Genomic DNA, 22,005 nt, shown 5'->3' on the forward strand with positions numbered 1-22,005 from the left:
GGTTATTTTGTTGTCAAGCGATGAGTTTTATTAAACAGATTTTTAAAATCCGTTGCAAAATTTCTGCTAACCCGAAGTTGTACATTATTTTTCATTGTTAAATCATAATCCCCATTAAGCCTTGTGGTGTAGGAACTAACCATTTCAATATTGACAATGGTGGATTTATGTACCCTTACAAATTTTTCGGGGTTTAATGTAATTGAAATAGACCTCAATGTCGCATTATACAGGTGTTTTTTGCCTTCAAGGTGAATATTGATATAAGGTGGGTTTGCTGAAAAATACAATATCTCTGATACGGTGATATTCTGTTTTTTATTGCCATCAGTTACTAAGATAGTGCTAATAAAGTGGTTTGTCGAACTCTCGTTTTGTACTTCAGAACCGGGAACTGCCAATATCGCTTTTTTGTAAAAAAACTGAAAAATCAATACCGGAATGGAGTATATTATGGCTAACAGGTATAAATGTTCTGATAAAGCATATCTGAATGTTTGTTGAAATGCAAAAGTGTGATAATAAAATATCTTGGATATTGTCCAAACTGAAAACGGAAATGCAATCAAATGAACAAAAATGGGTAAAAGAATTATTGTTATATGAAAATATAATTGCTTAGTTATTTTCCATCTGACAGCAAGATATTGTGAAAATAATAAAGGTGCAAAAAGCCACCAAAATGAACTGAACATAAATGATTCGGAAAAATAGAATGACGAATTTTTCAATTCTGACCGTAAAAAGTCTTGCATCAATGTAAGTACGATAAAAGCTAATACAAGCAGTGTCAAGACAAAAGCAATTCTCTTGTCTGTTTTACTAAATTGTATTGGCAAAATTCTGTTCATACTATTTGGGAGTGTCCGACAGGGTTGCACATAACGTTCGAGTATTTGCGAAGGCAGGGAATTCATTGATTGTCCAGCCCGGTACAAATGCCAAATTGAAAATATGTTGTTGAAGTTAAGAACTAAAGCTGAACATTGAACGTCGAGCCCGAACCGCTGCTGATGCTTGCAAATAGCTGAAGTTACATTGTCCAGCCCTGCTTTTGCAAATACTTTTGTTGGCAGAAGTATGGCAAAGATTATAATTTGCTAAAGGAAGCAGGCGGTTAATTGTCCGCCCGCAACCTTTTGTAAACTTCTATTTTACATTTTTTCTATTCATCAATTTATACCCTGCTAATACTGTTAGGATAATTCCATTAATTATGAACATCCATTTGTATTGATATATTTTGGGGTCGAAAAACTCGACCACTAAGGAAATGCCGACTATTAGCAGTAGAACAGAAAAAATAATGTCAATTGAATTTCTCATAAGCTCTAATATTGCGGAAGTAAATCCAAATTACTATTCCTGATACATGACACACCACATGCAACAGAAATTGAAAATGAGCCAGCACCAACGCCACGAGGTTGAGCAAACCCAGATCCTGCATTTGTAGCCATTAACAATGTTTGACAAGTTGTATTCTGAAAGCACGCTATATGGGCATCGCTTACACAATCTTGTGTACATGACCACCAAGACCTCTCAAGTTGAGTTCTCCCGCCATCAGATGAACTACTTGGTTCAATTGTAGAATTAATGACAACCCCGCTATCAACGGTAATTGAGCCTAAATCGACATTATCGTACGAAGTAAAATGATTCGTATAACTACCGTCGGTATTTTGCGTTGGTTTTACAATACAATGAAAGACACGCCTATCTTCAAGAAGAAGACTGATTAAACCTCCACTTTCTATTCCATTGTTATAAATTTTCGTATAGTAGAACTGGTAGGTATTTGTATCTTTATACATATCATAATATGTGGTCGTAGAATAATCAATAAATTCATTTGATGTGTCTCGGCTTAATGAATTTCTGTTGTCACCAAGTAAATTTTTAGTCTTACTTATAAAATCTTCTTTCGAAATCGGTTCATTATCGGGTCGGTTCGAAATCTTTTTACATGAATAAAGGCTAATACTTAGCACAAAGAGAATAAGAGTCGTTTTCATTTTAGATAAGTTAATGTTGTTATTCCTACCTTCAGATTAGGGCTCTGTGTCGGATTGTTCTGCCCGTTAGCAGTTAAAATTTCGCTCTTGCATATTCTGTCGAAGTAATTAATGTTGCAGGGTTTCTTAATGTCCTGATTTTATACTGTCGAAGTTTGAAATGTTGCGATATTATTTCTGCCAACGGTGAGTATTTGCGAAGGCAGGGAATTCATTGATTGTCCAGCCCGGTACAAATGCCCAATTGAAAAACTGCTTTTGAAGATATGTACTAAAGCTGAATAAAGAACGTCCAGCCGGAACCGCTGCTGATAGTAGTACATAGTTGATGTTTCATTGTCCAGCCCTGCTTTTGCAAATACTTTTGTTGGCAGAAGTAAGATAGAATACTGCTCATTTCTGCATTTGATAATTGAACGAAAATTGATAAATGGGAAGCCCGTAATCAATCTCGGGGGCTTTAAGATATTTATAATATATTGCTTTGATGTCAACAACCTTGTTTATTTCTATTCCGAAACCTATCGAATAGCCAGTATAGATTCCCTTAGTCTCAATATCGGGCAGAAATTCCTTTATGGACTTAGGGGAAGATTTACAAAAATGGTAGCGTGTGGTTAACCAAAATATTCCGACGTTTTTCGAGTTGGTCTTCTCCCAAGCACCAGTTTGAAACAAAAAGCCGCCAGTTGCAAACGTGTTGAGGAAATTTACAGGTTTACCTGTTAGAGGGTCTGAGATTTGACCTATGCGTGTCCCGTTCAATAACCGTTCGCCTAATTGACAAATGAACGCCGTCTTGGTTAGTTTTTCTGTTTTCTTAAAATAAACAGTTTGGTCAAGGCTAATGTTGACCAAGCCGCTCATTGGGTTGATATACTGGCTTACTAACTGTTCGTTGCTTTTTGTTGGGGATGAAGCCTGAAATGTATTATTGCTTACTCCACAATAAAATGAAATGGGAATTGAAAATTTTCCCGGCTCTCCGATATACAATTTAATGAAACGTGCAGATGCATTTACTTGCCCGGTGTTCATTACATCAATAAATCCTGAAGAAAATATTTCTGGCTTTTTGTTTTTTGAAGATGTGTCAATTTGCAGATTTTGAGCTTTAGAATGAAAGTATGAGAAAAGAATAGCAATAAGTGCAATAAACTTCATTTTAATATTTTTGAATCAAATTATCTACAATATTTTAAATCCCATGTTGCTAAGCTTTTGACTTAACTCAACAATTTCTTTTTCATTTAAGGAGATTCGAAATGAAGAATATTTGTTGGATAATATTTGTGTAGAAGAATCGGAAATTAACTGTAAACTTTCACTTTTAAAAAATATTTGTTCATTTAATTTGAATGCCAAAAAATAAGTTTTGCATTCTATAAAATTTCCTTTGTCAATTATTGTTGCATACTTCAACGGCAAGAAAAGTGAAATGCTTAAAAAGACAATTTGATTATATATCTTAATTTGAACAAATAGGCTCAGAAAAATAAAAAATAACAGTATTTCCGAAAAATTTACTATTCGTCCCTTTATTGTTGAAAGCGATATTTCTCCTGCTATTGTAAAAATAAAAAGAATGTATAATACAATTGCGTTTATTACAATCAAAATGTTCAAGATGAAAAGTTTAAACTTCATAACTCTATTATTGAAATTGCAGTGCCAAGTTTTGGCACTGCAATTATTTTTAAATATTATGGATAAAGCATATTATATGCAGAGCAGGCTAATCCCGCTGCAACATAGGCTTGTGGCGGTAAAGCTGAATAAGTTACTTGCATAACGGCACCAGCTCCCAAAACATCATTTCCTACGAATGTAACAATTTGTTGCCACCATTTTTTGGCTTGCACGTTTTGCCCTGATTGATAATCGTGCCAATAAATGGCAGAACCAATTGCTATATCAATAGTATTGTTTAGCTGAGTAAACTCATCGTTTGTAAGTTTTGATTTATTAATATTACTTCGAATAGACTCAAATTGCTTTACAATTGCATTGTCATAGAGTTCCTTATTTTCATTTGCAATATTTGGGAGGTCATTAATGACACTTAAAATATTGTCAATTTGATTTGCATATTCAATAGCTAAAGAGCTTTTCCCTTGTTTGTAAACTGAAAGCAATTTTTCATAAAGGTCTTGACTACTAGAGGAATTTAAAGACGATAGTTTTTCAGCAATTGCAGAACTGGATTTTTCGTCTATGTTCAACCCACTTGAATTTAAGCAATTAACTGATTGAGCTACAATTTGATTGAATGAACTACTTGCTTTGAAGCCATTATCTAAACATTTATTGTGCATTAATCCAATCGAAGGAATCTGCGAATAACTAGAAATAGCAATCCCTATGATTGCAACTAAACTGAAAAAAAACTTTTTCATTTTTAAAAATTAAATTGTTAGATTCTTACCTTCAGAGTTACAGGCGCTGTGTCAGAATTTTCCGCCGTTAGCATTATAAATTTTCTCTTTCATATTCTGTTGAAGTGCTTATGAATGCAGGGTTTCTTAATGTCCTGCGTTGCAGCTTCAAAGTTTGAGGTGTGTCCACTTATTTCTGCCAACGGACAGGTATTGCCGATGGTGGGGAAATAGAATTCCTGTCCGCCGGAACCACTGCCTGGCTTTTTGCTAAAGATAAATAATAAGAACTAAAGCTGGGCTTTGTTCGTCAAGCCCCGAACCGCAGCACAATAGAATTACCGCTGCTGATTGTTCTTCCGTCAAGCCCCACTATTGGCAATACCCGTGTTATGCGCTGCCTTGCTGTCCTTCCCTAATTGTGTCCTCGTTTCATATTTCATTGTCAATGTAATGCTGTTACGTTTACTTTTTCTATACCAATTAACCGCAGTTCTATATGTCTTTCCTTTGCCTTGTTTTCAAATTCACTAATAATTTCAAGAATATCGTAGTCAATAAAATTACACTCGCTGCCGTCAATTGTCAGCACACTATTTTCAGCTACTTCGTCCAATGCTTTCTTTAAACTCACTTTGTTCAGGAATGTAACGTCAGAGTTGAGTTTGATATGTTCAGTTTCAATCTCATTAATTGTCTTTTTCGTGATTTTATATTCCGTTTTAAAGTTACTGCGAATGATAAAGTATGTGGATAACAGCAAGCCTATACTCACCCCAATAAGCAGGTCTGTTGCAAGAATGGCGAAGATTGTAAGTATGAACGGCAAAAACTGTTTCCATCCTAAACTCCACATATTGCGATAGAGTTTAGGTTTTGTCAAGTTGTAACCAGTGATAATGAGAATGGCTGCAAGCGAAGCGTAAGGAATTTTGTTGAGCAGAAATGGAACAAGTAATACCGCAAGCAAAAGAAAAAGTCCATGTGTGAATGCTGAAAGTTTTGTCCTTGCTCCTGCGTCAACATTTGCCGAGCCTCTTACAACAACTGCTGTCATTGGAATTGCGCCTAAAAGTCCGCAAGTCATATTTCCAATTCCTTGTGCAACCAGTTCCCGATTTATAGGTGTTATGCGGTTACGTCTGTCTAATTTGTCAATGGCTTCAATACAAAGCAAAGTTTCAAGTGTTGCAAGCAGTCCAATTGTTATTCCGTCCTTCCATATTTCAGTATTGCTGAAAAGTTTAGTGAAATCGGGAAACGAAATTTCTTCAAAAATATTCGTTGGAATATTTACTAATTGAGTATGTTTTAGAGAAAACCCTGATGTTGCACTACTAAAAATTAAGTTGATAACTATTCCTAAAACAACGACTAATAATGGCGCAGGAATTGTTTTTAATTTATGTGCAAATGGTAATTGTAACATACGAAAAATTACAATTGAAAGAATTGAAATTAGCAGAGTACCGGCAGTTACATGATGTCTGAAACCGTCAAGATTAGCAGGAACATCTTTGCCTGAAAACAATTTTAAAATTCCGCCTGCCCAAAAATCAGGTTGGTCATATCCCAAGGCAATAGGAATTTGTTTAGTGATAAGAATAATGCCGATTGCAGCTAACATTCCTTTAATAACCGATGAAGGAAAATAATTGGCAATTACACCCATTTTCAAAAGCCCAAGAATGAGTTGAAACAAGCCAGCTATTACAACTGTAAGCAGAAATATTTTATAGTCGCCCAGCGAAATGATGGAAGCGGCAACCAATGTTGTCAAGCCAGCCGCAGGTCCCGAAACGGCAAGTTGAGAACCACTGATGAGTGAAACCATAAGTCCACCTATGATGCCTGTTAAAATCCCTGCGTAAAGTGGCGCACCCGAAGCCAATGCAATCCCAAGGCAAAGCGGAAGTGCAACAAAAAAAACGGAAAGTCCGGCAGGTAAGTCGTGTTTAAGCCAAATGATTCTGTAATACTTAATTGTCCTTTTCACTCTTCTTTAAATGTCTTTGTTATTCTGTCAAAGGTAATGTGTTTAGTTAATGTGGTGTCCCAAAAAGGTTGCGCATAACGAACAGGTATTGCCGATGGTGGGGAATTTATATTCGTCCGCCCGGAACTGCTGCCTGGCTTTTTGATAAAGTTAAATATTAAGAACTAAAGCTGGGCTTTGCAGGTCAAGCCCCGAACCGCAGTACAGTAGAATTACCGCTGCTGATTGCTCCAATGTCGAGCCACACTATTGGCAATACCAATGTTGTGCGTTCGTGCTACTTCGTAAAACAAAAAGTTGAAATAATTAATAAGAAACGCCAAAAAGAATTACTTCATCGGCAATCTCATCAACCGAATGAATTTTGTCTTGTTCTTGAATGTCAAGTCGCTTGTAAGTTACTTGTGTCAAGTCAGGTTTTTGAGTAGTGTATTTACCTTCTTGGGTTTCAGTGATAAACTGTAACAAGCCTTTTGTTTCTGCGTTGTCAAAGTCAATTTTAATTTTTAATGGTTCTGCCATTTTCAATTTATTTGAAGGTTACTTTTCTCTTAGATTGAGTTTCTACTTGGTTTTTTATTGGTTTCAAATCTAAGGCAAAATTACAACTATCACAAACCAAAATGTCATTATCCTTGACATTTGGATTGATTTTAAGCTTTTGTTTCTGTATTTCTTGACTATTAATGTCCATATAACCAGTTACTTTATGCCTTTTACCGCACTTTGGACATTGTATATCTAATTCAACGGCATCTACTACTTTTTGTTGTCCTTGTTTTTGAGGTTGTCCAAATGGGATTTGGGCAGGTAAATTTCCTGATGGGCTTACCGTAAATGTTTTTGCCAATTTGAAGTCATCAAGATAGTATAGTTTGTAAATAGTTGAACCGTCGAAAATCATTCTTAATACCGTTTTTATCCGGTAAACAATGTCTGCTAGTTTTTTGTCAGCATCAATATTTTCAATAACTAAAACCTCAGCCAAATCTTCAATTTTTAATGAACGACCGTGTGTCCTCCAAGTCATATGGTCACAAAACATATCAGCAACATCATTTGCTCGTTTCTTACGCATTTCATTTGTGACAGGAGTTTTAGTATCTCTGGTAGTTGTCCAATTTTTAAACTTATATTTTTCAAGCCATTCTTTTACTAAGTCTTTGGCAAATTCCAATGAGTTAATTACACCATATAATTCTCCGGGTGAAATTTGTGCAACCATTACAGCGTCAAATGGATTTAAGTTGCCGTTCTTGGCTGCTTCATCTTTTTTCTCATCGACCCATGCTTTATAATCATGTGCAGAAACAACAGATCGCCCAATTTTTACTTGAGCATCTATAGGACCTAAGCTACCAGTTTCAGTCATGTAGATATTGTCACCAGAAAGAACCAAAATAGTGCCTGCACTTTTTGCTTCACCAGCAATTACGAAATTAACCTCTTCAAACTTTTTTCTTAAAAACTTTGCAATTTCTTCTGCAGCTTCACCACTACCGCCAGGCGTTTCAATGTAGAAATCAATTTTCTTTTTGTCTGACTGTCTTAAGATGTCTTGGATATTGTAAAAGTCATCTTGAACAAGGCTAACATCAATTCCTCGGTTTCTTGCTTTATTAATATCTGCCGCATAAATAAACATATATCTTCCTGTATGTTTATTATAGTCAGCAATTAATTTTTGCAGTTCGGTTTGTAACTCTAAAATTCCAAGTCGTCTAGAAACATATTCATTTAAAATTCTTGCCATTAGTTTTGAATTTTCATTTTACGAATATAGAAATAATTAATTTGCACGGATGTCTCCTAAGCATGACGCACAACGGGCAGGGCTTGGCGTTGTTGGGGGATTTGAAAAACGTCCGCCCGGAACTAAAGCCCAATTAAAAATATGAAGTTGAAGTTAACAACTAAAAGCCAAATTGAAAAACGTCCAGCCCGAACAACTGCTGCCATGTTGCTGCAGATGAAGATAACAACGTCCTGCCCCAATAACGCCAAACCCAATGTTGCCTGCAGGTTTTCTATGTCGCCCGTTAGAAATTTATGTCGTCAATTATGGTGTCAAAATAATCGTCAATGTCGTTACGCCACAAATAATTTGGGTGATAAGTTCTGTATGCAAACGGAACATTTTTTAAAGTCACTCTTGAAAGTTGTCTTTCTGTTGAGTTAGGAAGTGCTTCATATTTTAGTTCTCCAAAATTGTCTTTTATGATGCTGTCATAATTTGGCCCTGTCAAGAATAAAACAACATTGGGATTTAATATTTCTAACTCTTGTGGAATTACATGAAAGTGTTCTCGTTCGATTTCGTAAATGTAATCAGGTGGAAAACCTTTGTCGCCATGCTTACCGATTTTTACAATATTGTTCCATGTCAAGCGGATTTTTTTGTCAGGGAACTTTTTTTGCAAAGAGGATAAGAACCTGCTTATGCCATTCCAAAATTGTCCGCCATATTTCCAGCAATCTCCCTCATTAAAAAAGCCGTCATAAAGAGTTTGTATGTCGTCAATAGTACCGTTTTCTTTTTCGTACCAACTATTGGTTTCTTGACCATAAATCATAAGTCGGATGTCTGCATTTTTATATTCTTCTTCGTTGTCAATGTAAAGAAGAAGAGGGTTAGCAGGTTTTATGTCCAGATTGGAATCTTCAATAATTGGTTTGAGTCCAGCCGTAAGGTTGTCCCACTTTGATGAATAGAGATTTGTTAGTGCTTCGTTCATTTTGTGTCAAGGTTTAGAGTTTTGTCCATGAGTGCATACTGCCTGATGGGCAATTAAAAGATGAAGGTGTGTTTTTTGCTTTGATTAATGTTCCGCATTTTTTGCATTGATAATTGTTTGCACCAACTTCACCTAAGTCTGTCCATGAGTGCATACCACCGCCTGGACAATTAAAACTGCTTGGTGAAGAATTGTTTTGAATTGTCGTCTTACATTTTTTGCATTGGTAATTTTTCATGTCAAGTAGTTTTGGTTTGAAAAAATTGGTGTCTGGGAATTTTGATTAGAATACGGTTGCCCAATAAACTTGCAGGCAACGAACAGGGCTTTGTGCAGGCAGGGCATTGTTGATTGTCCAGCCCGGAACTGAAGCCCAATAAAGAAATAAAAGTACAAGATAAGAACCAAAAGCCCAACAGAATTCCGTCCAGCCCGAACCAAAGTAGAGCGATGCAAACAGCCGAAGTTTGAACGTCAAGCCCTGCTTGCACAAAACCCCATGTAAGCTGCATACCCTAATCGGGGAGGTCTGTAAGTTCACCATTTTCAACGTCTGAAACTAATTGTATAAGTCTGTCTTCAATTGTCAAACCAAAGTTTTTTTCAGGGTCATAGTCTGCAATAATTACTTCACTACTGAATTGCTGAATTTCTACGAGGCTTTCTGTAATTAAATCGTTTAATTCTTTGAACTCATCCAGCCAAAGGAATACATCTGCTTCGAAGTTAAAAGGAGTTGTCACACCAAAAGCATTTCTCGTCATGTTGCTACTCCCAACGATACCAAAAATGGGTCTGTCATCTTTCTTAAGGATAAAGATTTTGGCGTGCCAATGAAATGTTGTGCTAAGCTTTGCAGAAACAACTATGCCTTGATTTTTTAAATTATCTCTGAAATTTTTGTAAGGAGTCAGCCATTGAGGATTATGTACTCCAACTGTAGTTAGATTAATTTTATGTTTTAAAAGAACACCATCGAAATTGGCTTCTGTAGAAACCTGGTAAATTCCGCCTTTGAAATATTCTTGAAAAAACCTGAACATAAAAGTACATTATTCCCTAAGCCTGTGTCCATTGAATTTACCAAAAGTTTCCTAAACCAGTTTTCATTCTGTCGCTTCCTTAAAAATATTACGAGTCCCATTATAGTTATTTTTCTATTCTTTTAATCTCCATTCTTTAATATAATTCTCTGCTGATTTACTTCCCATAGACTTAGCTTTAAACAAATCCGCTTTTGCACCGATAACATTGTGATTATGTCCAATCTGTCCTCTCATATAGTATGCGTAAGTAAGTTCGTTTTGGTCTAAGCCTCCAAACTCGATTGCTTTGGCATAAAAGAAATATGCTTCTTTAGGAAGATTTTCATTGGCTTGAGTTGTAAGCCATCCTCGATAATAATATAGCGAACCTGAACTTGGAATTTTTAGTATAGCGTCATCAAAAATTTTAAAACCATTTTCAAAACCTTCAAGATAAGCAATGGCAGTAGCTTTCTTAATAATCAAATTAACATCGTCAGGATTTTTCTCTAACTCTTTTAAGGTAGCAGCCAATTCACTCTCAGTTTCAATTTTCGCCTTTTTCTTTTTGGAGCGCTTGTAATTTAAATAACAATAATGAGAATGATACAAATTATAAAAATAAGTCCCATAATTTTTTAATGTTGAAGTTAGAGTTACGCTGTCAAAGGGTTGCAGCTTACGGGCAGGTATTGCCGATGGTGGGGAATTTTATATTCGTCCGCTGGGAACTGCTGCCCGGCTTTTTGATAAAGTTAAATATTAAGAACTAAAGCTGGGCTCTATTCGTCATGCCCCGAACCACAGCACAACAGAATTACCGCAGCTGATTGCTCCAATGTCAAGCCCCACTATTGGCAATACCAATGTTAGCAGCATACCGTTTTCCGTCACTCTATTGGTTTATAAGTAATACCAAAAAGTCTTCCATATTCACTTAAAGGTTGCAATTTCATTTTCTTTCTTCTCTTGTCAACTTTCTTTTCGTTTTTAATCGGAAAGAATACTGTTTTTTTTGTTGCCGTGTCCTCGTGAACTTGACTACCATAAATTTGATAACCATATTTTGCAACTGAAAGTCTATCTAGTAATAAAGCAAGGTCGCCGGGACTTGCCTTATTTTGTTTTACTGCTTTTTTTAGAATTGGCAAATATTTCTCTTGTGTTGCAGAGTCGGAATGTTGAATTACTAAAAACAAAGTTGAATTACCTGTCTGTCCAACTACCTCCTTGCTTTGCCATCCATAATTATTTATGAAATTTGTTACAGCAATTAGATTTAGGGAATCTTTTAAATGGATTTCTGGCCAATATTTTTGTGCTTCGTTTGAAGAGTATCCATAAGCGTTTGCAGCTTTTTGCCATTTTCTTCTTAATAATTGGTCTTCAAGAAAAATACTGTCAAGATAATTAGACCATACAAGGTTTTGCTTTGGGGCAATTTCCTCTTTTACTTTTTTTATATGCTGAATTAATGTGTCAAACCGAAGTTGATTTTTCTTTTTTAAAACATTAAAAGCTGTGTCAGTAGTAAGTCTTAAATAATTAATATACTCTTGTTTCCAAAGTCTTTCAATGTTTTTAAATGCAGAGTCGTAGTTATTCGCTAAAGCAAAAATTCTTGCAGCCTTAAATCTGTCGGCGGGTGTCCCACGCCAACCAAAAGATTCAAATGCTAAATTCAAATGTTGTGTCGCCTTACTGTATTCTTTAATTTGGCTTAATGAATCAGAAATTGCAAGATTTAAATAGTACTCGGCAGGTGGTCTGACTAATTGTTGTCCATAAGAAATTTGTCCAACCCAAACTGATAATATAAATAGTAGAGACTTTGTCATATACGGTTGCTGCTAACGGACAGGGCTTGCCGAAGTACGGGAATTAGTATTCCGTCAGCCCGGTACCGATGATGATTGAAAAACTGATGATGAAGATAACAACAAAAAGCTAAATAGATAATGTCCAGCCCGATATGAAGCACAATAGAATTACAAAAAGCCGAAGATAACTTCCGTCCGCCCGTATTTTGGCAAACCCCCTGTTGTACGTTCGCCCTATCTCCGCTGTCATCTATAATGTGGGTCTGTGTCCAACCGTAGAGTGTTGCCTGTGCGTTGGCACAAGGCAGGCTCTTTTGCAAGGTTGGCTTTTGTGTGTCGGCTTTGTGTGCCTTGCAAATGTGCCTGACTTGGTGCGTTGGCTATTAGAGACTTCGCAATTTCTCCTCAATCTAAATGTCCTTAATGATATTGATAAAGTCTTCCAGTTTATATGCTCCATCAACTGTTCGTCTTTCATAAACCATGAAGTAGCGATAATTGTTACCAGCTTTACCAGCCCAAAGTCCGCCGAGTCTTATTTTAGGTTCAGCATCTAAATGGTCGCCTTTTGTTTCTAATAAAATTGTCTTACCGCTTTTTGTCTGAATGATAAAGTCAGGATAATGATTTACAAAACCGTTAATTCTAAAACCTTTTCTTTCAATATTCCGTGTCCAGAAAGCAATGTTTGTCATGTTACCAATTTCATTGATTACACGTTCTTCAAAACCATTCATGCTTCCTTCTTTCTCGTAAAGAGATTTAGTAATATCTTTTGCAGTATCGCCAGGTGAAATGCTTTTTGGTAATTCAAATGAAGGTTTGATAAAAACTTTGTCAGTGTCTAAAAAGTCTTTGAATTTCTTTTCAGCAAAAGTTTCTGAAAGCGATTTTATTTTCTGTTTTATTTTGTCTGTGTATGTGTATTCATTGTTTGCAAAGTCGCCAAACTGTTCGTCTTTAAAGTCTTCTAAAATTCTGTTAATGTATTTTTCAATTTCTTTGTCAGGGATTGGGTACATATTTCCAATAATGTCCATTATTCGTTTCGTAAAGTTTTTTATACGACTTTCTTTTCTCGATGGGTCAAGAATGTAAGTCATTATGCTTTCTTTTACTTGTCCGTCAAGCCTTACAAATGTTGGGGTATGCTCTTTTTTTGTTTCGTCTAAGTCAACTTTATAGAGTTCAGAAGTAATGCTATCAAAAGCAATATTTGTGTCGGCTTTACTTAAAGCAAAACCGTCTAAAAGGTTTTCTTTTTCTAATGGCAGTTCATTTTCCTGCTGTTGAAATAATTCGTTTGCAGGGATTTTTAAATAGAACTGTGGCAAATTAATTTGCTCAGCCTGTTCTTTAAAAATGTCTTTAATGCTGTATGATTTCACAAGCTTTTGTATTTCGTTAGGTAAAACGGTTGTATTAGTAGCTTCCATTTCGGAAACCGTTTTTTCAAATGCTTCATTTTGCTCTATTGCCGTTTGCTCAATTTCAGAAACGGTTGTGCTTGGTAAAGCGGATTCCGAAGGCACTGAAATTCTTGTTGTGTCAATATCAGAAGTAATATCTTCTTTTGCCGTTTCTGTAGTCGGGAAAACTGAAAGCTGTTGTAATGGGTCTTGTTTTTTTGCTTCTTCCAACATTGCTGGGTCGGCAAGTTTATAATCTTTGTCGCTAAAACCTGCTTTGTTCAAACCTTTTACAATGTTGTCTAATGTGTCAAGGAACTTTGACGATGCCGTTAAAACATAACTCAAATTGAGCAATGGAAAGTTGTGTTTCATTACATACGGTTGTCGTAAAACCCTTCCTAAAATTTGTTCAACATCAACTGCCGAACTTTTGTCTGCTAATGAAGCCAAGATATAAGCAAATGGACAATCCCAACCTTCTTTTAAGGCATTAATGGTAATGATAAAACGGACATCACATTCTTTGCTCATTAAATCAATTCCTTTTATTTCATTAATGCTTGCAGTTTTAATTTTAATTTGTTCAGCAGGAATTTTTAACTCAATAAGTTTTTCTTTAAGTTTCTGCACATTTGATTTTTCTTCTTCCTCGTTTAAAAAGTCTTTTCCGTTTTTGGGTTGTGCCTGAAATAAAACAATAGGTCGTATATATTTGCCACCTTTCTTTTCTTCGTCAATTGCTTGTATTTCCAGACGTTTTTGCAATTGCAAACTGGAATTTATTACTTCGGTTTTATCTTGATGGTTGTAAACAATAACAGGAAGTTTAACCATGTTTTCCTTTTTCAATTCCAAGGCGTCAATGAAACTTATAATGTTGCTGTTCTTTCTCGGAGTTGCTGTAAGGTCAAGAATGAAACAAGGATTAAATTCTTTAAGCATATCAACACTCAAATCACTTTCAGCATTGTGGCTTTCATCAACGATTACCAAAGGATTTAAAAACTGTAAGACTTTCATTAAAGTGATTTCTTCTTCTTTCCCTAAAAGGCTTTCAAAAGATTGCAATGAGCCGTTTTGTTCAAAAACTTTTCTTCCTTCTTTGTTTGCTGTTCTAATGCTATCAAAACTTAAAACAAATATGTTCAACTGCTCTTTTACAGAAGTGGCGTTAAATCCGCTTCCTTGAAGCAAAGCAGCCTTGTCAAATACTTCTACTTTATTACCGAACTGTGAATTTATTTTTTGACGATAAGGATGTGATGTGTCTTTAAGATTTTTAATTGTTTGGTCTAAAATAGTAATTGAAGGCACTAACCAAACAACTGCTTTCGCTTTATCGTAATCAAACGCATCAAAAATTGTCTTGATGGCATTACAAGCTATAAAAGTTTTTCCACCAGCAGTAGGCACTTTTATGCAAATATGAGGCACTCGTTCAATATTATTTTTATATGGCTCGATTGCAGTGCCAGCATACGGAAATAACGGTGTTCTTGGGTGGGTTGCCCAAAAATTATAAAAAGCCTCTTTAACGTCTTTGGTTTCCTGTACTTGCTCCAAGAACAGAGAAACGTCACTAATTACTTGCTGTTGATATGGTTTTAGTTCCATTGCTTAAAATCTTGTTATGTCTCTTGGGATTTTTTTGAAAATTATATTATGCTTCGTCATGTATTCTTTTGTCAGTAAACAGTTGTCAGCATAGATAACATATTGCTCTGCTTTAGTTTTCATAGTTGATAAAAAAGTATGGTCTAAAGTTGTTATTCCATCTTCATCGTAATTGAAGTAATAACCAGTATCAATATGTTTGCCCAAGAAATATTCATTGTCTTTATGCTTCGTTTCTATTATCGGGGTTTTTGTTTCTGTGTAGTAAACGTATTGACGAATTTTCTCAATCCCAACCAACTCGTTTAAATTTCCATCTTCCAAGAACATTGGTTGCCCTAACTTGTAAAAATCAAAACTTCCGCCTAAGCCTTCACTGGTGCCGTAACCTTGTATTATACGCTTTGCTCTCTCGGCAGTTAGATTATTGGCGTATTCTTCCATTTCAACCAAAATAAATTTACGTTCACCCTTATCAGATTTATTAAGATTTAAAACGGCATTTGCTGTAGTCCCCGAACCAGCAAAAGAATCAAGTATAATTGCATTCTTATTGTTAGTTGAAATATTAATTAGATATTCTACAAGCTTTGATGGTTTTGAAAAATCAAATTCCAAGCCTAATGCTGATAACTCTTTTGCACTATGTCGATTTTCAAAGTCAGTAATAAGATTTGTTGGTGTTTGACCACTTTCTTCTCTATCGCTTAACCATATTTTAGTATAAATATTCCATTTTGCTGGCTTGCCTTCGGAATCAATCAAAACCGCTTTGGTTGATTTTTTAAATACGATATTCCCATTTTTACGTTCTGTAATATACCTTTCGTTACTCCATCTCCAACAACCATCTTCTTTATCAGGCAAAACTTTTGCTGCATCTAATTTTTGAACAGGCATTGTATTTCCTGGAGGAATAACAAGTGTCCCATCAGGACATTCAACGTAATATCTTTGATTAGGGCGGGAGTCTAAGGATGATTGATAAAGTCCAAATGGACGATATTTCTCACCTTTTCTCTCTCCTTCTGTTTCAATTTGATTATACAATTTCTTGACAAGTTTTTCATCCATTATGCCTTTAAAGTCGCTTATAAATCTTTTGTCTTTAGCATAAACAAGTATGTAATCAATATTTGGTGAAAAATAATTTCCTTTATTGCCTCCTGATTTCATTAATCTTGAAACTATTCCACACTTATTATTGTAACCGAATATTTCGTCACAAAGATTTTTCAAATTGGCTATTTCATCTTCTCCAATGCTAATGAAAATAACACCTTCTGTTTTTAACAATTTACTTAATAATGTTAGCCGAGGATACATCATACAAAGCCATTTATCGTGTCTTGTAAGGTCTTCAGCTTCCTTTCCAACTACTTTTCCAAGCCATTTTTTAATATCTGGATGAGTAACGTTGTCATTGTAAACCCATTTTTCATTACCTGTATTGTATGGAGGGTCTATATAAATACAGTCAATACGTCCTTCGTATTCTGGCAACAAAGATTTTAAAGCTTCTAAATTGTCGCCATGTATTATTTTATTCCCGCTTTTGGTTTCTGCGTCTGTTTGAGTACCATTGTCAAAGCCATAAGAGTGTTCCAAAACTTTAAAAGGAACGTCCATGTGATGATTGATAACCTTATCTTTTCCTATCCAGTGTAATGTTGGCATGTATAATTAAGTCTTGTCAATTTATTAAGGGTTAAAAATAGTTAAAAACAACGGCTTAATTGTCTTTTGGGTGGTGGGTGGGCATTGGTGTTGAGTATAGTTATTTGCTGATGTATTTATTTGAAGCCGAAAAGAATTCCGTCCGCTGGGGTGGGTGGGCTGTGCGTTGGCACAAGGCAGGCTCTTTTGCAAGGTTGGCTTTTGTGTGTCGGCTTTGTGTGCCTTGCAAATGTGCCTGACTTGGTGCTTTGGGTCGTGTCGGCAAAGTCATGGATGTTTAAATGTTTGTAGGATGTCGTTTAGGGTGACGTACAACGTTTCAGGTATTGCCGATGGCAGGGCAATTGAAAAACTTCTGCCGGAACAAATGTACAGTAAACAAACAAAAAGTTGAAATTATGATTCATAGCTCAATAGATAATGTCAAGCTGGAACCACAGCCCAACAGCGAACCACAGCCGATTGGCAGCACTTCACCCCCTGATATTGGCAATACCAATGTTATCGGTTCGGCACGGGTAGAAATAAAGTCAGTAAAAACCAAACCTCATTTTTATGCGGCTTTATTAAATCCGATGCAAGAGATAGCAAAAGAAATGGGTTATAATTTAATTATTCACGGTTCAATGAGCAGAGATTTTGATTTAATTGCTGTGGCTTGGGTTGATAATCCGAAAAGGAAATTGAATTAGTTAAAGAACTGGATAGATTTCTAAAAGGAAGTTACTTCAATAATGAACAGGATTATCTTTTCAGTGTTCTGCCTGGGGGAAGAAAAAGTTATGTAATTAATTTGGTCAGGGCAGAAAAGTGGAATGGTTACCAAGATGCACAATATTATTTAGACGTAAGTTTTACGCCTCTAATGTCTGGTAGTGCTGACCGATAACGAACAGGGCTTTGTGCAGGCAGGGCATTGTTGATTGTCCAGCCCGGAACTGAAGCCCAATAAAGAAATAAAAGTACAAGATAAGAACCAAAAGCCCAACAGAATTCCGTCCAGCCCGAACCAAAGTAGAGCGATGCAAACAGCCGAAGTTTGAACGTCAAGCCCTGCTTGCACAAAACCCCATGTAAGCTGCATACCCTAATCGGGGAGGTCTGTAAGTTCACCATTTTCAACGTCTGAAACTAATTGTATAAGTCTGTCTTCAATTGTCAAACCAAAGTTTTTTTCAGGGTCATAGTCTGCAATAATTACTTCACTACTGAATTGCTGAATTTCTACGAGGCTTTCTGTAATTAAATCGTTTAATTCTTTGAACTCATCCAGCCAAAGGAATACATCTGCTTCGAAGTTAAAAGGAGTTGTCACACCAAAAGCATTTCTCGTCATGTTGCTACTCCCAACGATACCAAAAATGGGTCTGTCATCTTTCTTAAGGATAAAGATTTTGGCGTGCCAATGAAATGTTGTGCTAAGCTTTGCAGAAACAACTATGCCTTGATTTTTTAAATTATCTCTGAAATTTTTGTAAGGAGTCAGCCATTGAGGATTATGTACTCCAACTGTAGTTAGATTAATTTTATGTTTTAAAAGAACACCATCGAAATTGGCTTCTGTAGAAACCTGGTAAATTCCGCCTTTGAAATATTCTTGAAAAAAACCTGAACATAAAAGTACATTATTCCCTAAGCCTGTGTCCATTGAATTTACCAAAAGTTTCCTAAACCAGTTTTCATTCTGTCGCTTCCTTAAAAATATTACGAGTCCCATTATAGTTATTTTTCTATTCTTTTAATCTCCATTCTTTAATATAATTCTCTGCTGATTTACTTCCCATAGACTTAGCTTTAAACAAATCCGCTTTTGCACCGATAACATTGTGATTATGTCCAATCTGTCCTCTCATATAGTATGCGTAAGTAAGTTCGTTTTGGTCTAAGCCTCCAAACTCGATTGCTTTGGCATAAAAGAAATATGCTTCTTTAGGAAGATTTTCATTGGCTTGAGTTGTAAGCCATCCTCGATAATAATATAGCGAACCTGAACTTGGAATTTTTAGTATAGCGTCATCAAAAATTTTAAAACCATTTTCAAAACCTTCAAGATAAGCAATGGCAGTAGCTTTCTTAATAATCAAATTAACATCGTCAGGATTTTTCTCTAACTCTTTTAAGGTAGCAGCCAATTCACTCTCAGTTTCAATTTTCGCCTTTTTTCTTTTTGGAGCGCTTGTAATTGAAATAACAATAATGAGAATGATACAAATTATAAAAATAAGTCCCATAATTTTTTAATGTTGAAGTTAGAGTTACGCTGTCAAAGGGTTGCAGCTTACGGACAGGTATTGCCGATGGTGGGGAAATAGAATTCCCGTCCGCCGGAACTGCTGCCTGGCTTTTTGCTAAAGATAAATAATAAGAACTAAAGCTGGGCTTTATTCGTCAAGCCCCGAACCACAGCACAATAGAATTACTGCTGCTGATTGTTATTCCGTCAAGCCCCACTATTGGCAATACCAATGTTAGTGGCAGTTTAGGCTAATGCACTTCGTCGGCGAGTGATTTTTCTTTTCAATTCTTTGTTGATTTCGTCCAAGCTATTAAATATTTCGTCAAATGTTACTATCTCAATATTTTTAAAACTATGTCTTTGTAACTGAAAATCCTGATGCCTAGAGAAATTGGGTAACAAAGGTTCAATCATTCCGATAATTAGCTTTGCTTTTGGCTTAGTTATGAAAATATTTAAATCAGACTTCTTTATTCCATATTTTTAGAAACTTTCTCAGTAATTAATTTTGCAACTTCTAATTTGTTGCTTTCAATCTTAATCAGATATTTTTCCAGTTGGGTACATGCCTTAGTGCAATTATGAGTTAAACAGTAATTGTTACGGTCTTTTCGCTTTGAAATTATGTCCGCACTTGGAGTTTTCAATTCAATCAACTCAATATTGTTGTATATATCAATAGCAATAAAATCAATAGGTCTGCTTTTAGCTTCTTCGTCAATTTGTTCAATGATTGTATCAACCTCTCTAATTACATATTTGTAACTTGGATTAATAATGTTGAAATTGTCTTCAAAAAATGTTTGCCACTTTGATTCATGTGACTTGTGCTTTTTGAGATGTTGTTGATAAAGTTCATTTATATAATCCAACTTGTAAGTGTCTGTCTCTTTAAATAGTTCAATTTTGGAAGCCAAAATATCATAACGCTTCTCATAAAGTTGAAATAGCAATTCATGTAATTCTTTGTCAGATAAATTACTAATAACCTCTTTGAATATTGTTTTTTTAAAAGCTGTTGATACAAGCTCGCCGCCAATCTTTACATTGGCAGGAATTGTAATTTTTCTACTCAGAAATTTTAAGGCTTGGGAAAGTGAACTTTGATTTATCTGTTTTTTCTCGGAGTCGAATAAACCATGAATATAATTGTAGTCGTGACTGCTAAGAATAAGATGTTTGCCCACCGCTTTTGTCGTCACCTTGGTTTTCGAATCTGTTGAAAAGTCAATTGTAAATTCAACAATCTTTGGAATAGCCTTTAAGATTTCTAAAATGATATTCCCAAACCCTTTATAAAATGAACCAGTTGTATTATAGGTTCCTTTTAGTTTCGTTAAAGTTGAAATTCCGGTCGCTGTAAAAAAATCAATTGGGAATTCGGCAGTCGTAAAAACTTTAATAACTTTTTTTGACTTGTTAATAGAGCAGCTTAGTTTTTCCCCTGATACTCTTGCTTTAGATTTATTTGCAGCATAATCTGCAGACTTTTGAAGTCCAGTTCCTGTCATGTCAAAACTTTTTGAATAAGTTTTGACGCTGCTTCCGGAAGTAATATTTCGTGTCGAAAAAACTTGACTTGGCATGAGGGTTCAATTTAAATTGCCACTAACGGCTACGGCTTGGCGATGTGGCGGCATTTGAAAATTGTCAGACCGAACCGAAGCCGAATAGAATTACTAATGATGAAGATAACTACAAAAGCTCAATAGTAAAAGTCAAGCCCAGACTGAAGCCGATTAGCGAACAAAAAGTTTAGAATATATTCGTCGCCCCGCCATATTGCCAAACCGAATGTTGGCTGATGTGTTTTATTGGATTAATTTTGTTGTTAGTTCAAAAAAATCAGAAAAATTATTATACCCTGACCCATCTTTTGTACCTTTACCTTTTAAAAAACTTTCTTCGCTAATCATTCTCACAACTACAAGATTTTTATCAGGGTATACCGCCATACAGTTGCCAAGATAACCAAGTGTTTTATAAAACTTATTCATATTTTCCTTTCTACTTATCGTTAAACCATTGTCTTTTAGAATTTTGGTAATTGCAGTATCCCATACTGGCATAATTCTCTTCATTTTTTCTGCAAAAAGTTTTGAATAAACAGATGATTCATGCTTTCCCTTTAGAGAACGCACTACATTTATTACGCTGTCAGGTAGTCCAGCCTTTTGCAACTTTCCAATTTGTTCATCATCAATAATAGAAAACTTTTGTTCATAATCTATCCACCAAAGTAAACCACAGCTTGGTTCTAATGTACTAGGAGTTCCCGTTTCTGTAAACCATTTTTCATTAATTAGCTGCTTTCCTTCCCATTTACCTTTTTGAACAAATAATTGTCCAAGCTTGGCTAAATCCTTGGGCAATACTTGAAAACCAGCCATAGCATGTGGATTCCCTTCGTCATCAAGAGTCCAGTCATAATCTTCAATACCAAGTGGTGCAAATATTTTTTCTGCCAAATAATTGTCCATACGTTTTCTTGAAGCAATTTTTACAATCCCTGCCAATAGGTTCATTGCTTTATTGTTATAGCTAAATTTTGTGCCGGGTTTATCTGTAATCTCAGCCGCTAAGGCCAACTTTACAAAATCAGGGCTTGGGTAAATTTCTACAGTTGTGAGTGGAATGTTTTGCACACCAGATGTATGATTCATCAAATGTCTGATGGTAATTTCCTTTTTCTGACCTTGTTTCCATTCCGGATAAAAGTCATAGATTGGTTGGTCAATTGATTTTATTAGGCTGTCAGTAATTAGCTTACCTATGGCAAGGTTTACAATAGACTTAGTTGAAGACATCGCTTCAATTCTTTTTGGCTCTTTTCCGAAATAATATTCACTATAGAGTTTCCCTTCTAAAAAGATAACTAATGCATCAGATTGTGTCAACTCTGCATGTTTTATTAAAGTGTCAAGGACTTTAGAGTCTAATTTTTTTTGAGCCAATATCTCAACGCAGAAGTTGGTCAGAAAAAAGGAAATGAAAAGAATTAATTTTATCATAAGTAAATTTTAATTGTGATGGTCGTAGGCGGTAACATATCAGCCAACGGTTAACGGCTTGGCGATGTGGCGGTATTTGAAAATCG

19 protein-coding genes are annotated in these 22,005 nt (G+C 35.5%); 1 reads left to right on the plus strand and 18 read right to left on the minus strand.

Features of this window, described 5'->3' with window-relative positions:
• Nucleotides 1-2 precede the first annotated feature (2 nt).
• The 14 genes from IPO46_09750 to IPO46_09815 all read right to left on the minus strand — a co-directional run bounded on the left by IPO46_09750 (nucleotide 3) and on the right by IPO46_09815 (nucleotide 16,672).
• A complete protein-coding gene (locus IPO46_09750; protein ID QQS62393.1) occupies nucleotides 3-851 on the minus strand; it encodes a LytTR family transcriptional regulator in 849 nt (282 codons plus the stop codon).
• Between the two features lie 480 nt (nucleotides 852-1,331).
• Nucleotides 1,332-2,018: a hypothetical protein gene (locus IPO46_09755; GenBank protein QQS62394.1), complete on the minus strand. Its 687-nt coding sequence runs from the start codon at nucleotides 2,016-2,018 to the stop codon at nucleotides 1,332-1,334.
• Nucleotides 2,019-2,411: 393 nt separating this feature from the next.
• A complete protein-coding gene (locus IPO46_09760) occupies nucleotides 2,412-3,182 on the minus strand; it encodes a hypothetical protein (protein QQS62395.1) in 771 nt (256 codons plus the stop codon).
• Nucleotides 3,183-3,721: 539 nt separating this feature from the next.
• Nucleotides 3,722-4,414, minus strand: coding sequence for a hypothetical protein (locus tag IPO46_09765; GenBank protein QQS62396.1), 693 nt, complete (start codon nucleotides 4,412-4,414; stop codon nucleotides 3,722-3,724).
• 424 nt (nucleotides 4,415-4,838) lie between these two features.
• Nucleotides 4,839-6,389, minus strand: coding sequence for a SulP family inorganic anion transporter (locus IPO46_09770; protein QQS62397.1), 1,551 nt, complete (start codon nucleotides 6,387-6,389; stop codon nucleotides 4,839-4,841).
• A 306-nt stretch (nucleotides 6,390-6,695) separates the two neighbouring features.
• Nucleotides 6,696-6,911 (minus strand): hypothetical protein, encoded by a 216-nt coding sequence (locus IPO46_09775; protein QQS62398.1) that lies wholly within the window; start codon nucleotides 6,909-6,911, stop codon nucleotides 6,696-6,698.
• A 7-nt stretch (nucleotides 6,912-6,918) separates the two neighbouring features.
• Nucleotides 6,919-8,142 (minus strand): ATP-dependent Clp protease proteolytic subunit, encoded by a 1,224-nt coding sequence (locus IPO46_09780; GenBank protein QQS62399.1) that lies wholly within the window; start codon nucleotides 8,140-8,142, stop codon nucleotides 6,919-6,921.
• Nucleotides 8,143-8,428: 286 nt separating this feature from the next.
• On the minus strand, nucleotides 8,429-9,124 hold the full coding sequence (locus tag IPO46_09785; GenBank protein QQS62400.1) for a hypothetical protein: 696 nt from the start codon (nucleotides 9,122-9,124) through the stop codon (nucleotides 8,429-8,431).
• Between the two features lie 13 nt (nucleotides 9,125-9,137).
• Nucleotides 9,138-9,362, minus strand: coding sequence for a hypothetical protein (locus IPO46_09790; GenBank protein QQS62401.1), 225 nt, complete (start codon nucleotides 9,360-9,362; stop codon nucleotides 9,138-9,140).
• A 277-nt stretch (nucleotides 9,363-9,639) separates the two neighbouring features.
• Complete coding sequence (locus IPO46_09795) at nucleotides 9,640-10,167, minus strand: NgoFVII family restriction endonuclease (GenBank protein ID QQS62402.1); 528 nt, start codon at nucleotides 10,165-10,167, stop codon at nucleotides 9,640-9,642.
• 114 nt (nucleotides 10,168-10,281) lie between these two features.
• The gene (locus IPO46_09800; protein QQS62403.1) at nucleotides 10,282-10,761 is read right to left on the minus strand and encodes a hypothetical protein; all 480 of its coding nucleotides are present in this window, start codon (nucleotides 10,759-10,761) and stop codon (nucleotides 10,282-10,284) included.
• Between the two features lie 278 nt (nucleotides 10,762-11,039).
• Nucleotides 11,040-11,987: a hypothetical protein gene (locus tag IPO46_09805; GenBank protein QQS62404.1), complete on the minus strand. Its 948-nt coding sequence runs from the start codon at nucleotides 11,985-11,987 to the stop codon at nucleotides 11,040-11,042.
• Between the two features lie 392 nt (nucleotides 11,988-12,379).
• Entirely contained in the window at nucleotides 12,380-14,995 is a 2,616-nt protein-coding gene (locus IPO46_09810) for a DEAD/DEAH box helicase family protein (protein ID QQS62405.1), read from the minus strand.
• A 3-nt stretch (nucleotides 14,996-14,998) separates the two neighbouring features.
• Nucleotides 14,999-16,672 carry a site-specific DNA-methyltransferase gene (locus IPO46_09815; GenBank protein ID QQS62406.1) on the minus strand — a complete coding sequence of 558 codons (1,674 nt, stop codon included), beginning with the start codon at nucleotides 16,670-16,672 and terminating at the stop codon, nucleotides 14,999-15,001.
• Nucleotides 16,673-17,004: 332 nt separating this feature from the next.
• On the opposite strand from IPO46_09815, the gene IPO46_09820 reads away from it, so the two are divergent.
• A complete protein-coding gene (locus IPO46_09820) occupies nucleotides 17,005-17,364 on the plus strand; it encodes a hypothetical protein (GenBank protein QQS62407.1) in 360 nt (119 codons plus the stop codon).
• Nucleotides 17,365-17,759: 395 nt separating this feature from the next.
• Here the strand turns inward: IPO46_09820 and IPO46_09825 are convergent, their stop codons facing one another.
• From IPO46_09825 to IPO46_09840, 4 genes are all read right to left on the minus strand, one after another.
• A complete protein-coding gene (locus IPO46_09825) occupies nucleotides 17,760-18,320 on the minus strand; it encodes an NgoFVII family restriction endonuclease (protein ID QQS62408.1) in 561 nt (186 codons plus the stop codon).
• 82 nt (nucleotides 18,321-18,402) lie between these two features.
• Nucleotides 18,403-18,903 carry a hypothetical protein gene (locus IPO46_09830; protein QQS62409.1) on the minus strand — a complete coding sequence of 167 codons (501 nt, stop codon included), beginning with the start codon at nucleotides 18,901-18,903 and terminating at the stop codon, nucleotides 18,403-18,405.
• A gap of 475 nt (nucleotides 18,904-19,378) precedes the next feature.
• Nucleotides 19,379-20,494 (minus strand): DUF4263 domain-containing protein, encoded by a 1,116-nt coding sequence (locus IPO46_09835; protein ID QQS62410.1) that lies wholly within the window; start codon nucleotides 20,492-20,494, stop codon nucleotides 19,379-19,381.
• Nucleotides 20,495-20,719: 225 nt separating this feature from the next.
• The gene (locus IPO46_09840; protein QQS62411.1) at nucleotides 20,720-21,919 is read right to left on the minus strand and encodes a serine hydrolase; all 1,200 of its coding nucleotides are present in this window, start codon (nucleotides 21,917-21,919) and stop codon (nucleotides 20,720-20,722) included.
• Between the last annotated feature and the right edge of the window lie 86 nt (nucleotides 21,920-22,005).

The sequence above is a fragment of the Chitinophagaceae bacterium genome, assembly GCA_016699815.1.
Taxonomy (GTDB): domain Bacteria; phylum Bacteroidota; class Bacteroidia; order Chitinophagales; family Chitinophagaceae; genus Ferruginibacter.